Below are 15378 nucleotides of genomic sequence, written 5' to 3'. Positions count from 1 at the left end.
TATTTATGACTATATTAATTTATAGTCCTTTTTAAAGTAGGTGAGAGTTTGGATTTACAAGAATTAAAGGATTTTTTAAGAGTTGATACCAATTGCGATGATAAACAGATAGAATCTATGAAATTAGCAGCAGAAATATATTTGAAAAATAGTGGCTCACAAGTGGATACTTATGATAATGAATTATACAAATTAGCTATAAAGATGCTAGTTTCACATTGGTATGATAATAGACAAATAGTTGAAATTAATGAAACATCACCTTTGTTTTATTCATTACGCCATATAATGATGCAACTTAAGTATTGTTATTAGGTGGTGATTTTATGAAAAATGATATGAATATAGGTGAATTAAGAGATAAAATTGAAATCCAAGAATATGCAGAAGTCATAAATGAATACGGTGCTTCTGAAATGACTTATAATACTATTGCTATACCTAGAGCAAAAACTAAATATATATCTAGTAAAGAACATATATCAAATGGTTCACAAGAGTTTAGTTATTCTATAAAATTCATAATTAGATATAGAAAAGGTATTTCAAATGAAGATCATTATATTTTATTTGATAATATCAGATATAATATTACAAATGTATATCCTTTTGAGAACAGAAAATTCATGGAACTGAGTTGTGAAAGGGTGAAATAGTTTGGGATTAGAATTTGATATGAAAAAAGTAATGAAAAGATTTGAAGATATGGAAAAAAAATCTAAGAGTGAACTAGCTAAGAATGGGCTAAATAAAGGTGCAGATATATTAGTTGAGGGATCTAGAATAACATGTCCAAAAGATACTCATAAATTAGAGGAGTCTATTAATAAAACCGACTATAAAAGTGGGAAGAATCCCAGTATTAAAGTTACTATAGTTGGTGATGAAGATGTTAAAAGATATGGTTATTACCAAGAACATGGCACTGAAAGTATGGTTGGTAAGAAGTGGATGAAAAAAGCAGGTTTACAATATAAAAGTGAAGCCTTAGAAAAAATGGCAGAAAGTATATTTATTGATTTAGGTTTAAAGTAGGTGAATAACCTTATGATAAATAAAATAATTATAGATATTATGGAATCCTTACAAATACCTTGCTACTATCAAGAGTGTAATAATAAGAAGGATTACTATGTATTATTTAATATATTCTTAGAAAAAGATATTGAAGTTGCGGATAATATAAGTCAAGCAACAACTTATTATATAACAATTAATTATTGGTATAAAAAGGATTGTAAAGATTTAGTTAAATATAAAGAAATTAAACAGGCTATGAAGTCTAATGGGTTTAAATTTGATGATATTAATGATGTAGTTGGTAATACGCATTTTTGTAAATCAATGGATTTCATTATTAAAGAGTGGAACTAATTAATTAGTTCTTTTTTTATGCAAAAAATTAAATGGTAGTTGGTGGGCGTGCTAACAAATGAAAGAGGCTAAAATTATGGCAACATATAATGAAAAAATAGTATTTGGATTTGATAAAATACATGTGGCGAAAGTAAATGAAGATGGAACATTTGGTGTTCCAGTAGCGATATTAGGGGCAAAGTCTGTTGAAGCTACGTTTGAAACTTCTGAGAAAAAAGTACATGCAGACAATAAAATTGTTTGTTCTGATAAAAGAGTAAGTTCTGGAAAAGGTAAATTAGGCGTATTAGGTTTAACTATGACAGAAAAAGCATTATTAGCAGGTGGGGAAAATATGTCAGGTGGATTTGCTTTAAGTTCAACTACCAATGCACCAAATTTAGCGTTATTATTCTCACAAGACAAAAAAGATGGAGGACAAATTTTATCAGTTTTATATAACGTTCAATTTGATATACCTGGTATTAATGCAACTACTACAGAAGATGAAATAGAGGAACAAATATTTGAAATAGATTTTACTTCATTACCAAGTTCAGATGGGTATTATTACTATACAGTTGATACAAAAGATAAAGATGCAGATCAAGCTATAGTTAGTAAATGGTTTACAGAAGTACAAAAACCTAAAAGAACTGTAAGTGGAGCTAATGTTAAAACTGAAAAAGAAATTAAATAATTACACTAAGGTGGATTCTTAATTGAATTCATCTTTTTTTATTTGTTTTTATAAGATAGAGGTGAATACGTGTATAGTGAAAAAATACTTTACGGATTAGATAAGATACATTATTGCACGAATGATGGAATTATAAAACCTATAAAAGGTGCATTAGATATAGAAGTTAAAATGAACGAAGAATACAAATTTGCAACAATATATGGAAATGATGAAATTAAACTAAATGGCAAAATAACTGGGACAGGTACATTAAATATACTTTCATTAACATTTGACGAACAAAAAGACATATTAGGTTATAAGGGTGAAATAGGAGAAATATATTTAGATGATGCTTTTAATCCTCAGCCGATAACACTTTTATTTGCTAGAGAAAAAGCAGATGGATCGGAATTATATACAGTTTTATATAAATGTATATTTAATATAACCAATATTGATGCAAAAACATTAAAAGATAATGTAGATGAAGATACATTGGAATTAAACTTTAATGTATTAATTGATAGCAAGAGGAAAAATTTAATGTATTTTACATTAGATACAAAATACGCAGATAAATATAAAGTTGATAACTTCTTTAAGGAGATACAATTACCTAAAAATATGTAGAAAGAAGGAATATGGATGTTTAATGATATAGTTGAGATAAAATTAAATGATAAAAAATATAGTGCTAGGCTAGATATGGGAGCTATAGCAAATGCACAAAACAATTTACAAAAAACAAAGAAGAATATGACTATAGTTGAAATGTTTAATAATGTAGGTGAAGAAAACTATAGTGTTATAAACAATCTTATAATAGAAAGTATAAGAAGGTGTCATCCTCAATTAAATGCTGAAAATATACTTGAAGATATGAAATTAAAAGAAAAAGATCATATAACATTACAAGTTTATGAATTAATGAAGGTTGCATTACCAATAGATGAAAATGATAAAAAAAAAGTAATGGAAGACCAATAAATCCATATAAAAAAGTTAAAGATTGGGATATAGCTGAAATGGAATATTTTTGGTATTCAGTTTTAAAAAGAAATGAAAATTTTTATTGTATAACACCGAAATATTTCTTTAAGCAAAGAGATGCACACATTAAATTCAATGGATTAGATAAAGAAGATAAGAAAAAAGAATATGTAAGTGAGACTTCATGTGGTTAATAGGTACTAGCTTTTTAAGCTAGTACTTTTTTTATTAAAAATTATATAGGCAGGTGATAGTGTGGCGGGTGGAGTTGAAGATATTAGTATAAAGTTATCACTTGAAAGCGGAAATTTTACGCAACAAATGACAGCTATAAATAAAGAAGTTAAAAATTTAGATAGAGATTTAAAAAATGCAGGTAAAGGTGTGGATGGATTCTCAAAGTCTTTTAGTGGGATAGATTCTAAAATACAAACTACAACTAAAAAGATAGAATTATATAATACTAAATTACAAAAACAACAACAAGAATATCAACGATTAACTCAAGTATTAGATAAACAAAAATCAAAACTTACAGATTTAGAAAGTACTTTAGGTAAAGGTTCAGATGAATGGAAAAAACAAGCTGAACTAGTTGTAAAAAATAGTCAAAAACTAAATAAATTAAGTACTGATATAAATAGTACTAAATCTAGTTTATCTTTATTAGGTAATGAATTAAATAACTCTGTAAGAGATTTTGAAAATTTATCTAATAAAACTAAATCTATTGAAGAAAGACTTGCAGCAGTAGATAGACAAGCACAATTGTCAGAATCAGAGTTTAACAAATTAGGATCTGAACTAAGTCAAAATGGGCAATTCTTTCAAAAACTAGGATTAGAAATTGGACAATTAGCATCAAAGATAGATACAAATATAGCTAAAATGAATGCTTATGAATCTGAAATAAATAAGTTAAATACAGAAATAACTCAGAATAAAGAGGTTCATTCTAGGTTAGCATCAGAAATACAAAAGACTGAAACTGAGTTGAGTCAGGCTAAATCTAAATATGGTGAAAATAGTAATGAAGCACTACAATTAAAAAGTGCATTATTACAATTAAAAGATGCTTTTAATGCCACTGACGATGATATTGAAAAACAAGTAGATGAATTACAAAAATATCAAACTGAATTAAATCAAACTGAAATTGAAATAAATCAGATGTCTAGGACACTTGAAAGATTACCTAAAGAACAAATAGGTAAGAAGTTAATTGATAGCGGAAATCAATTAAAAAATATTGGTCAAAATATGAATCAGTATATAACTGTACCTACATTGGCAGCAGGAGTTGGAATAGGTAAATTATCATATGATTTCGATCAGGGACTAGGTAAAGTAGGTTCACTAGTAAATAAATCTGGCTCTGAAATGAAGCAATATAAAGATAGGATAATTGAATTATCAAATAAAAGCGGTGTTGGACTTAAACAAATGACAGAGTCAATGTATCAAGGTATATCTGCTGGTGCTAATCTTAATAATGTATTTAAATTATTAGATACAAGTTCCAAATTATCTATAGGTGGTTTCACAAGTCAAGAAACTGCAATAGACGGTTTAACAACTGCTATGAACTCATTTGGTATAAGCTATGATAATGTAAATAATGTTTCGGATAAATTTATATTAACACAAAACTTAGGTAAAACCACAGTTGATGAATTAGCAAGTAGTATAGGTCAAGTTGCACCAACTGCACATGCTGCAGGTGTATCATTTGATGAATTGATGTCAGGAGTGGCAGCATTAACTAAAAATGGTATAGCTACAAGTGAATCAATGACTGCAATGAAAGCAGCATTATCAAATATAATAAAACCGAGTGGCGAAGCACAAAAAATTGCTAAGTCATTAGGGTTAGAATTTAATACTACTGCATTAAAATCCAAAGGATTAGCAGGATTCTTAGAAGATGTTAAACAAAAAACTGGTGGAAACATTGACACTATGGGTAAATTATTTGGTTCTACTGAAGCACTTAATGCGATGCTACTATTAACGGGTAGTGGAGCAAAAGATTTCAACGGTGCATTATCTGAAATGGAAAAGAGTGCAGGATTAACAGATAAAGCATTTAAAAATATGAAAGAATCTTCTGGAGCAAAATTATTAGATAGCATAAATAAATTAAAAAATAGTTTAATTGGATTAGGTGATGTATTAGCACCTGCAATTGGATTTGTAGCAGACAAAATCTCTGAATTATCTGGATGGTTTGGACATTTATCAGATGATGGAAAAATAGCAGTTGTTGCAATAGCAGGAATAGCTGCAGCAATTGGTCCAGTTTTAACAGGTATAGGTAGTTTATTAACTATAGGTGGAAATGCAACCATTATGTTTAGTGCATTAGGTGTAAGTGCAAGTACAGTTGGAACAGTTTTAGGTGGAGGATTTATAGCTGCATTAGCATTAGTGGTAGAAAAATTAGGAAATTCTACAAGTGCATTACAAAGTTTACAAGATAACTTTGGAACATTTGGTACTGCAGTTGGTGCTGTATTAGAAGTATTATCTGGTGGTATAGAATTAACCTTTGGTAATATGCTTATATTCTTAGAACAAGTTGGTAAAGGAATGATGGCTTTTATTAAAGGTGATTGGGGTTCTATACCAAACATAGTTGACGAAACTACTGCTAAATTACATGCAAATGGTGCAAAGGCATTAAATAATTTGACTGCAACTACAACTAGAGCAATACAGATATTAAAACAATCTACAGCTGATGGTATGAAAGGTGTTAAAGATACATTTGATTTAGCATTAAAAGAACTACCTAAGTTAAGTAAAGATAATATAGGTAAAATATCAAATGAATTTTCTAATGGTTTATCTAAATTAGATGCAGATAGTATAACTATATTAAAAGGTACATCTGAATCTATGAATTTATTATTTAATGGTATATATGAAGGTATGTCTAAAGGTGAAGCCAAAGAAAAGTTTAAACAAAACTTAACAGATATGCTGCAAAGTGGACAATTTACAACATCTGAATTGCAAAATGACATAAAACAAGCAATGGACACTATAAACCACAATATTGCAGATGGATCAAGCACTATTAAACAAAGTGGTACTGATATGTTTAATGCTTTTAAGGAAAGTGCTAAATTTGGTGTTGAAGGTGCTGCTAGTGAAGTATCTTCTAAATTAAGTGGAATGAATCAAGAAACCTTAAATCAATTAACTTCATTTGGCTCAACATGGAAACAAGCATTTGATGGTATTAAATTAGATGGTTCTATGTCTAGTCAACAAATGAAAGATAAGATAATTGAGAATATAAAAGTATGGGATTAACTACAGAACAACTTATATCTCAATTAAGAAATGAATCTTCTCAGCATTGGGCAAACATGGCAAATGATGCACAAAATGCTGGTAATAAAGCCAAAGTTGCATTTGAACAAATACCCAAAGAAGTTGTTACAACATTAAAGAATAATGGACTAGAGTCTAATGAACAAATAACTACGTTGTATAATAGTTTAATGCAATTACCGCCAGAAGTTCAAACACTTATTAAAGCTAATAATTATGAGGCATTACAAGGGGTAACTAGTGTTCAACAAGTACTTCAAAATTTACCACTTGAAAAAGTAATTGATATTATAACTAAAATGTCTAAAGATACTAATTCAGATCCAAAAGTAATTAAACAGATGATAGATTCTTTACCTAAAGAAAAACGAACTAAAGTTATGGCAGAAGTAGGAGATGCTATAAAGAATATAGAATCAGTTCAAAATAAAAAGGTTGATGGTAAGAAAGTTAAAGTTTCAGAAGAAGGTTCTAGTAGAGTTAAAAATGATTTAGATAAAATAAATAGAACTAAAATGACACCTAAGAATACTAAAGTAAGTGAATCTGGTTCAGGTGTAGTTAATGCAATATTAGGTAGAATTAATAATACCCAAATGAAAGGTAAGAACACTAAAGTTACTGAAAATGGTGCTAGTCATGTAAAGTCACAATTAGATGGTGTAAATAGCAGAGCAAAAAGTAAAACAGTAACAATTACTACTGTATTCAAAACTATAGGTAATGCAGTTAAAGGTGTTGCACATTGGTTAACAGGTGGGACAATTGGAGCAGGTGGACAAACTAAACCTAATAAAGTTAATAAAAAGGTATTTCAAAGATTGAGTGTCGCACCTAGTCAATCACCAGTTCCAATGTCAACTGGAGCATCTACGGCTAATAGTACAGTTCCAACTAATAGTGAGTCAGTTGTCCCACAAGGATTTTCAACTGGAGTTAGCAATTCAACAGAAATATTACCTAATCAAGTTATACCAAGTTTTAATTATGATATAAATATGCTTAGAGGTATGGAAAATCAACTAAAGAGTATATCAAATCAACTTACTATTATAGATAATAAAGCAAAGAATGCATTTGGTAATGAGAAAATTAGTTATTTAAATACTCAAATTAAACTTCTAAAAAGACAACAATCAATTCAACATGAATTAGCTGAATCAATGAGGAAACAAAGAAATGAAATCATGTGGCAAATGAAAGATTTTGGATTCCAATTTGATGGAGATAAAGTTGTAAATGATGTTGATTTATTATTAAAAGCTAATCAAAGGCTTAATGATTTAGATTATAGAGTTAAAAAAGATACAGAAAATATAGATAAGCCGCTTAGAGAAGAGTATGAAAAATCTAAGTTAGCATTAGAACAATCTAAAAAATTGTTATCTGAATACGCTAACCTTACATTTGATAAAATACCAGCTTGTTCAAAAGAATGGTGGAATCTAAATGATAATATCAATGATGTTAATAAAATCATAGTAGAAGTACAGAGAAAAATAAACGATCTTAGGTTTGAAGTTAAAGATGATGCATTAAAAGATACTTTAACTAATATACAATCTCAAGTATCTTTATTAGATAAGCAAATAGTAAATAATTATGGTGGTGATGTTCAAAGCTTAATAAATAAGAAAATTTCATTATTAAGAAAAGAACAGGATGAAACACATAAATTAGCTGAATCATATAGAGAGCAAGCAAGAAATCAGGCTAATGTATTAAATCAACATGGATTCATATTTGATGGAAATGGTCAAATAACTAATAGAAATATATTAGAACAATATATAGGAACTGGTTTATTTGAAAAACTAAATAAACAAATTAATGAGTATAATAATCTTGTTAATGATAAAATACCTAAATTAAGTGTTGAATGGTGGAATCTTCAAGAAGAGATAAATAAAATAAATATTGCAGCTAAAAATAATTATGAAAATAATCTTCAAAAACAACTAGAAACAACTAAAAAGATACAAGATGAAATTCATAGTATATATAAGTCTCAATTAGATAAAAGAATTGATTTAATAAATTCTGAAACTAAAGCTAAAATCAAAGCAATTAATGAAGAAAAGGATGCTTATAATAAATCAAGAAAAGAAATTAAGTATAATGAAGAGTTAAAAGATCAGAAAGATGTAATTAATAAGTTAAATGAAGATATTGAAACTGCAAAAAGAGATACTTCTGTAAGTGGACAAAAACATCTTAAAGAATTATTGGACAAATTAAAAGATGAAAACAAGAAATTACAAGAGATGGTGCAAAACAAAAACGATGAAGTTGTAAATGAAATGTTTGATAGTGAGATTAATAGATTACAAAATCAATCCGATAGCATTATTGACAGAATTAACAAAACTTTTTCTGAGAGTAATATACTACAAAAAGTTAACGAATCTTTACTATCAGGTGTATTTACTGATATAGATGGAAATTTATCAAGTCTTGAATCAACAATAAATAATTTTTTCAATAATTCTATTGATTCATTTAGTTCATTAGGTGGAGTTATACAAAAAGAATTAAATGATAATTTAAGAGTTGCATTAGATAGTTTTAAAAACTTAGAAAATATATATAAAGGTCTAAATGTTGATTATGATTCTAAACAAAGATTTGGGAATATTGGCTCTAGCAATATTAATAATGATAATAGTAAAAGTGTAACAGTAGAATTTAATCAACCCTTAGTTAAAATAGATGGCATTGCAACTAGAGATATGATGCCAGAAATTGAAAGAATGATTAATAAGGCACAACAGGATTTAACTGCAAAAATAATTAAATCTATGTAATTTAATAAAAAATTAAAAATAGTAGACTTAATTAAGACCACATTAAAATAATTTACTTTTGTTTGCTTAATCATATTAATATATATGTTAGTGTTTTTATGAGAAATGTTGTATAATATTTTTAACATAAATTGGGAACAAAACAAGAGGATTTAATTAAATATGACTGAGGTGGTATTATGAGTGAAATAAATATTTTAGAATTAGATGAAATATTATCTAACAATAGATGTGCTTTTTTATGTGGAAATGGATTTAGCATGAATTTTGACGATGATTTTAGAAATATATTTGAAAGATTATATGAATCTCATAAAAAAGTAATATACAAATCTATATTTGATATTAATCCAAAGGTTAAAAATAAAATTTTAAAAAGTCAATATAAAAAAAACTTTAATAATATTTTAAGTTATACTAGAAATTTTAATGAGAAACAATTTTATAAAATATTTGACGATGGACTTAAATTTGCAGAAACAATTATAACAAATGATAGTTTACTTAATCAAATAAAAGATAATGAATTAATAAGAGAACTTGTTTTTGGGGAAAATCAACTAACAATGTTAAAAGAATTATACAATGTAGGGAAAAATTATGGAGTTAGAAGTATAAATATAGAATATTGGCCGATATTAATATATTTTTATTTTGCAATATACTTACTTAATCCTAGTGATTATGAATTTCCGGAGTGTAATTCTTTTATAACTTTGATTAAAGTTGGATCTGAAGATATGATTAATTTAACTCAACAAAATACTTTAATGGAAAGATGCGAAGATTTTGTATATTCAAGTGGATTCAATAATTATTATAGGATGTTATTTTCTATTGCAATATTCTCAGAAGGTAAACATTTAAATTTATCAAATTTAAATAATATTAAAAATCTAAACGCAGATAAAATAAAATGTTTTTTATCAAAATATGAAGAAATATTTACTTTGAATTATGATATTTTATTAGAAAAGCTTATGACTAATAGAGAAATTCACCACTTACATGGTAAGTTTATAATTAATGAAAAAGAGTATGTGTATAATCAAACATTAGGGATGGAATTTGGAGATGGAGATTATGTAAGCTTTTCTAATATACTTGTCGGAGATTACCTTATAAATAAGACTATGAGACAAATTATTAATAATCTATCTCAAAAATATGATTATAATAAAAAAGAAGAAAGCTATAAAAAAATACTAGAGAATACAATTAAAAATAAAAATCTTGATACATTTGTTATATTTGGCATGAATATACAAAATGACCAACATATACTTAGAACACTTATGACAGGATTCTTCTTTGCGAATATAATAAATCCAACAATAGTTTATTGCTATTTCTCAGAGGAAGATAAATTATCTTTTAAAAAGACATTCGATTCTGTTATTACTTTTGGAGATGAACTATCAAATTACTCAAGAAACATAAATTTAAAGTTTATAAAGACACCAGAATTACTGAATGTTTATTTTAAAAATACTATAACTGAGTTAAATTAATTTTAGAATTACGTTACTATAAATATAAAGACTATACAATTAGGTATAGTCTTTATATAATTTTATAAAATTTAAATAGCCTAGCTATTTGTTTGGTTTGCATTAGCGAATTTATTTATAATACCACCTAAACTAAATCTTATACCTTTTGTTCCTCTGATCATATAACTTTGTTTAAGCTCATTAATATATTGATTCCGGATAGATTTATCTATTTTATTATACGTATTTACTAAGTTATCTAAAAACTTGTTAGGTATTATTTCGAAGTATAATTCATCTTGTAATATCATCTTTAATTCAAATAAAAATTTATTTTCTATACAATACTGAACTTTTTTAAATAATATTGAAACTTTTTTTAAATCATTATTTTTTATTAAGTTAATTCTTAACTTATTTCTTTCTATTCTATTGCCAAGTTCTAATCCATTATAAATCATTTGTAACTCATACCTCCAAATTATTTATCAAATTTTAATATGACCTTATTGTGTTTAACTGTAAAAGCGAATTTAAGTTGTTTATTGTAGAGAAGTGCTTTTTCTAAAGTAATAAGGTTTATGTTTTTGAGTAGCAATTTCATCCCTCCGATGTTGATTTAATTTGACAACTACAGAGAATATAAGTTATAATCTATTTGAGTGTAGGTGCTATAAGTTATATTAACTGTAGTGCCTTTTTATTTTGAGGTGTATTTCCCTACCCTCAAATGAGTAGGGATAGGTTTACTTTTTCTTAACAATAATCTTATCATCATCAAGTATAGCAATTACTTCACGATTTTCTTTATCAATTCCTAATTCTCTTATCCATTTTATAGGTAGAGCAATTCTTGTTGATTCAGAACCAGATCCTGATGTTGTGAAACTTATTTTAAGATTTCTTTCTTCTTTCAAGTTATTCACCTCATTTTATTAACTTGTTTAATATAAATATACTACATAAAAGTCGGCACGTCAATATAGTTGGATAAAATTTTACAAATTATGCCAATTAGATTTGAAATATTGGTATAATTTAAAGTAAATACATTTTAAATTATAGGGGGAATGACATTGAGATGAAACCAAAAATAGAGGATTATCTTAAGATTGTTTGTCAATTAATAATTGATGAATTTAATGAAGAATACAGCCAGGTAGATAGTAATGAAGAATTAAGAAAAATTGCAAATGAACAATTCAGTCAGGCTGATATGTGTAATAGGATAGGAAATACATTTAAAAGTAAAGTACATTATAAGGACAATAATATTATTGTTACTAATAATGACTTTAACATATCCATACATTATTTAAAAAGTTATAAAAGTGACAAGGGGAATCCATCAAATAGAAAACCTTGGAAAGAACATAAGTCTCAATTTAACTGGATTGAAGATGAAATCGTATTAGGTAATAAGGGAAAGAATGCGTATATATTATGCTGGTTTAACTGTATAGATACATTTTGTCAAGTTATGCAATTAGGTCAAAGTACAGGTATCAATCCTTATATAAATGATAATAGATTTTTATACTTTCCTTTTTTGAAGAAAGTTAATATACCAGCAAAGACACTGGATATAGAGTATAATTATTCTCAATCATATGAAAAGTTAAAAGTAAACATAATAGGATGCAATAAAGATATAGATTATAGATGCATGTTTGTAGGAGCTAAAGAGGATAAACTACATTTTGCAATATATTATTAAAAATCACATGAATACTACATTTTGAACTTTGGAATAACTATATATTTAAAATTTCAAATATAGTATTCATATTTTACTTTGTATGTAAATTAATGTATTAATGTATTAATGTATTGATATATTGATATATTACTTCATTAATCAGTTAATTTGTTTATATAGTTGTATATTAATTAACAAGTTGATTAATCAATAAGTCAATAAGTTTAGGAGTTGATAAGTAAAGTAATATATCAATATACAAATCAATTAATTTAGATTTATATTAATTGATTTAACAATAGATATAAATCTAAATTAATTTTCAACTCTATATTTTATTTTTTCAAGAATATTTAACTTTTCTCTAGAGATTTTTAATTTTTCAGTATATTCATTTAATGCACTAACATAGTTATCTTTGGCGAAAATTGCAGATTGTATTTGAAGATCACTTATAGCAATAGCCTCATTAAGTTCTTTAACATCTTTTTCATAAACTTGTACCTCGTCTTTGAGTGAGCATATTTCATGTTCAATTGATTTTATATAAATATTGTTTTTCATAAGCGTCTCCTTTATAAAATTTCACAATTGCCATAGTTGATTAATAAATATATTAATATCGCCTCACATACCCAAAGTAGAGTAGTAATAGCTAATAAAAATAATTGTACATAGTCCATTTCATCACCTAATATGGTAATTGTGAACAAATCTTATATTATTTAAACCTAACTACTTGAATATAGTGGAAATTAAATCCCATATTGAAAAAGTGGATTTGTTATATGTATAATTATAAGCAGCATGTTTAGGATTTTTAATCCATCCAATACCTCTGCAACTATAACCAGGTATAACAGATTTTTTAATAGTTCTATTAGTACTATTGGTAGTTCTACCGATAACTATTTTCTTTAAACTTGGTTTTCTTATTCCATATTTCATATATCAAAACCCCTTTATTTAAATTTATTTTAATTCATCTTCTAAAACTAAATGTTCTTTCCAGTCTTTAAAACTTAAAAATACTATTCGCTTTCCGTTCTTACTTCTTTGATATTTAGCTTGTTTTTTAGTAGGTTCTTTTAAATAAGCCATTCCTTTATTTCCTTTGTCATCTATAGCATACCAAATGCCAGGTGATGTACTAGTCCATTCTAATATCTGATAAAAATTTAAATTTTTAATCTTACTTGAATCAGACATACTAAAATTTAAGCTTATATCGTCATATATATAGTTTTTTAAATTTAAAGCAAATTTAATTTGGGGCAAAGTATTATTTTTAAATATATCTTCAATAGTTTTTATATTTTCAGGTGTTAGAAGGTCTCCTCCATAACCTGTTGCCCATAATATTTGTTTAAATAATTCTAATTGTTGACCTTTGAAATAATGTCTTTCTGCATATCTAGAGACAGAAAAACCGTTATAAGAACTTATTTTTGATATTAGAAAATTACCTAATTCATTATTATCAAATTCTATGGTATCAATTAAGTTACCTTGATCGTCATATTCTTCTAGTTTGAGCTTTCTATTTTTTGTAAAGTATTGCATATCGTAAGTCATAATAAACCTCCTAAATTTATTTTACCATTCCCAATTAGCAACTAAAGCTATATCTTCTTGCTCTTTAGATAAATAAATCTCATAGAAGTAAGAGAATGTCATTCCAGCTTTTGCTATTGTTAAGTCTATTGATTTAATAGCTATATCATAAACACATTCATTTAACATTTTTATTTGTGCTTCTGAAACAAGTATATTAAATTCTATAAATTTATACATAAGAGCTTTTGTATGTTCAGTCATATATTGAATACCACTTAATAGTTGTATTTTTTCTTGAGTAGTTTTAGTTTCATCAAGTTGTATTTCATAAGCTTTTGTTTTTTTCTTTTCAATGCCATTTATAACAACAACTGATTTTTTAAATTCAGTCTTACTAAAATCAGTCTTACTCAATTCTTTATTACTTGACAGTAAATCTGACTGTACAAGTACTGAATTTTCGACTGTACAAGTACGGTCAATTTTGCCGTTCAAAGTATTTTCAACGGTTTCAGCCTTTTCTTTTCTGTATTTCTCAATTCTTAATCTTTCTGATTCCTTTTTATCAGCAACTACTTTTTTAAATTCACTTCTATACAAATTTATATTTTCTTTATTCGTTTCAACTATATTTAAGTAAAGTCTATTAGCTTTACCTAAACCTTGTCTTATTTCTTCAAGTAGATTATAACTTACCAATTCTTTTTTTACATCTCTACCTTTTTTCTCAGATAGGTTTAATATTTCAGCTATAGATTTATCATCAAAGTAAATAAATATATCTCCGTTTTCATCTATAAATCTAGTATCATTTTTTTCAGTAGCATTCCATACAGATAGACGAGTTCTTTCTAATAAAATACCATAAAGCATCTTAGCATCATTAGAAAGTCCTTTTTTACCAACTTCTTTATTTGGTTTATATTTTGGTTCATATATTAATGCTGATGGTATTTCTATGTATAATTTTTCTAATTCTTGACTTATATTAAATCTTTTATTTTTTGTACTCATTTTTTCATTCTCCTATTGAATAGAAGAAACCTAAAGCCACTATAAAAATTAAGCTTGCATAGTATTTATCTAATTTGTTATACTATTAATAACTTGAAAATTAGTTAGTAATGTTTTTTTGTGTGGCTCTTATCTATTCGCAGTAGATAAGGGCTTCTTCTATTTTTACCTGTTATTTTATTTAATAACATTTTGGAACTACTATTTTAATCAAACACCATGACATCAAATTTGTATCCATTTTGTCGTCAATAGAAAATATAATGTCTAAATTCTTATCTAAATTATCGTTAAATCATAGTTAAAAACTACCGAATCCATTGAAATAACTAGTATGGATAGATATCTTCACTTGGTATAGCAGGTCTTCCAGGAACAGCTACAATGGCAGTTTCAGTAGTTGTATCAGGTGTAGGATTAGGTGCATATTTCCCATTAGCT

General features: G+C 26.5%; 18 protein-coding genes. 12 read left to right on the top strand and 6 right to left on the bottom strand.

The annotated features are described in order from the left end of the window. The first annotated feature begins 48 nt into the window (after positions 1-48). The 11 genes from ABFX13_RS06725 (at position 49) to ABFX13_RS06675 (ending at position 10685) form a co-directional block, all read left to right on the top strand. The gene (locus ABFX13_RS06725) at positions 49-315 is read left to right on the top strand and encodes a head-tail connector protein (protein WP_346044178.1); all 267 of its coding nucleotides are present in this window, start codon (positions 49-51) and stop codon (positions 313-315) included. Positions 316-326: 11 nt separating this feature from the next. Then, on the top strand, positions 327-656 hold the full coding sequence (locus ABFX13_RS06720) for a phage head closure protein (protein WP_346044176.1): 330 nt from the start codon (positions 327-329) through the stop codon (positions 654-656). A 1-nt stretch (position 657) separates the two neighbouring features. Further along, positions 658-1035 carry an HK97-gp10 family putative phage morphogenesis protein gene (locus ABFX13_RS06715; protein ID WP_346044174.1) on the top strand — a complete coding sequence of 126 codons (378 nt, stop codon included), beginning with the start codon at positions 658-660 and terminating at the stop codon, positions 1033-1035. 12 nt (positions 1036-1047) lie between these two features. Next, the gene (locus tag ABFX13_RS06710; protein ID WP_346044172.1) at positions 1048-1374 is read left to right on the top strand and encodes a hypothetical protein; all 327 of its coding nucleotides are present in this window, start codon (positions 1048-1050) and stop codon (positions 1372-1374) included. Positions 1375-1450: 76 nt separating this feature from the next. Next, positions 1451-2056, top strand: coding sequence for a major tail protein (locus ABFX13_RS06705; protein WP_346044170.1), 606 nt, complete (start codon positions 1451-1453; stop codon positions 2054-2056). Between the two features lie 69 nt (positions 2057-2125). After that, positions 2126-2671, top strand: a complete 546-nt coding sequence (locus ABFX13_RS06700) for a major tail protein (protein WP_346044168.1) — start codon at positions 2126-2128, stop codon at positions 2669-2671. Positions 2672-2686: 15 nt separating this feature from the next. Beyond that, the gene (locus tag ABFX13_RS06695) at positions 2687-3028 is read left to right on the top strand and encodes a hypothetical protein (protein ID WP_187526868.1); all 342 of its coding nucleotides are present in this window, start codon (positions 2687-2689) and stop codon (positions 3026-3028) included. A gap of 38 nt (positions 3029-3066) precedes the next feature. Next, entirely contained in the window at positions 3067-3225 is a 159-nt protein-coding gene (locus ABFX13_RS06690; RefSeq protein ID WP_195365919.1) for a hypothetical protein, read from the top strand. Positions 3226-3286: 61 nt separating this feature from the next. Continuing rightward, positions 3287-6349: a phage tail tape measure protein gene (locus ABFX13_RS06685; protein WP_346044165.1), complete on the top strand. Its 3063-nt coding sequence runs from the start codon at positions 3287-3289 to the stop codon at positions 6347-6349. Next, complete coding sequence (locus tag ABFX13_RS06680) at positions 6340-9174, top strand: coiled-coil domain-containing protein (RefSeq protein WP_346044163.1); 2835 nt, start codon at positions 6340-6342, stop codon at positions 9172-9174. Before ABFX13_RS06685 ends, ABFX13_RS06680 begins: the two co-directional genes overlap by 10 nt. A 179-nt stretch (positions 9175-9353) precedes the next feature. Next, entirely contained in the window at positions 9354-10685 is a 1332-nt protein-coding gene (locus tag ABFX13_RS06675) for a hypothetical protein (RefSeq protein WP_346044161.1), read from the top strand. An 80-nt stretch (positions 10686-10765) separates the two neighbouring features. Here the strand turns inward: ABFX13_RS06675 and ABFX13_RS06670 are convergent, their stop codons facing one another. Next, positions 10766-11128 carry a hypothetical protein gene (locus tag ABFX13_RS06670; protein ID WP_346044159.1) on the bottom strand — a complete coding sequence of 121 codons (363 nt, stop codon included), beginning with the start codon at positions 11126-11128 and terminating at the stop codon, positions 10766-10768. Between the two features lie 285 nt (positions 11129-11413). After that, complete coding sequence (locus ABFX13_RS06665) at positions 11414-11584, bottom strand: AbrB/MazE/SpoVT family DNA-binding domain-containing protein (protein ID WP_187526863.1); 171 nt, start codon at positions 11582-11584, stop codon at positions 11414-11416. Positions 11585-11748: 164 nt separating this feature from the next. Between ABFX13_RS06665 and ABFX13_RS06660 the strand changes: the two genes are divergently transcribed. Further along, positions 11749-12384, top strand: coding sequence for a hypothetical protein (locus ABFX13_RS06660; RefSeq protein WP_346044157.1), 636 nt, complete (start codon positions 11749-11751; stop codon positions 12382-12384). A 297-nt stretch (positions 12385-12681) separates the two neighbouring features. Here the strand turns inward: ABFX13_RS06660 and ABFX13_RS06655 are convergent, their stop codons facing one another. The 4 genes from ABFX13_RS06655 to ABFX13_RS06640 form a co-directional block, all read right to left on the bottom strand. Further along, entirely contained in the window at positions 12682-12930 is a 249-nt protein-coding gene (locus ABFX13_RS06655; protein WP_346044155.1) for a hypothetical protein, read from the bottom strand. Between the two features lie 171 nt (positions 12931-13101). Continuing rightward, positions 13102-13314: a hypothetical protein gene (locus ABFX13_RS06650; RefSeq protein ID WP_346044153.1), complete on the bottom strand. Its 213-nt coding sequence runs from the start codon at positions 13312-13314 to the stop codon at positions 13102-13104. Between the two features lie 24 nt (positions 13315-13338). Beyond that, on the bottom strand, positions 13339-13941 hold the full coding sequence (locus ABFX13_RS06645; RefSeq protein ID WP_346044151.1) for a hypothetical protein: 603 nt from the start codon (positions 13939-13941) through the stop codon (positions 13339-13341). A gap of 21 nt (positions 13942-13962) precedes the next feature. After that, on the bottom strand, positions 13963-14937 hold the full coding sequence (locus ABFX13_RS06640; RefSeq protein WP_346044149.1) for a replication initiator protein A: 975 nt from the start codon (positions 14935-14937) through the stop codon (positions 13963-13965). Positions 14938-15378: the final 441 nt, after the last annotated feature.

This window comes from Paraclostridium tenue, assembly GCF_039521565.1.
GTDB classification, from domain to species: Bacteria; Bacillota; Clostridia; order Peptostreptococcales; family Peptostreptococcaceae; genus Paraclostridium; species Paraclostridium tenue.
Note: the sequence above shows the minus strand (reverse complement) of the source record. Positions and strands in the feature narration are given on the sequence as shown.